Raw genomic sequence first — 328 nt, forward strand, 5'->3', positions numbered from 1 at the left:
TTATTGGTTTTACCTAATAAATATAAGTAACGCCACCAATAGTAAAAATATTTCGGTTCAACAAAATTTTTCACCCTTACTAACTTAACGAAGTTTGTAAAAAAAATCGGATATGTTGAGTAATTAAGAATTTTATCATTAAGTATTATAATTCGACCCGTAGGCTGATCTTTACTGCCACCGGATATTTCTATCAATATATCGTTTAATTTGATATGATAATCATTTATCTTTTTATTATCAATGTATCTTAAAGGCACGTCATCAAATTCTGCTTTTTCGACTTTAGGGAAATCGGTACCGCGAATAACCTTACACAAAGTAAAAT

It is taken from the genome of candidate division WOR-3 bacterium, from assembly GCA_026418155.1.
Taxonomy (GTDB): Bacteria; Hydrothermota; Tepidihabitantia; order Tepidihabitantales; family CAIPLT01; genus JAOABV01.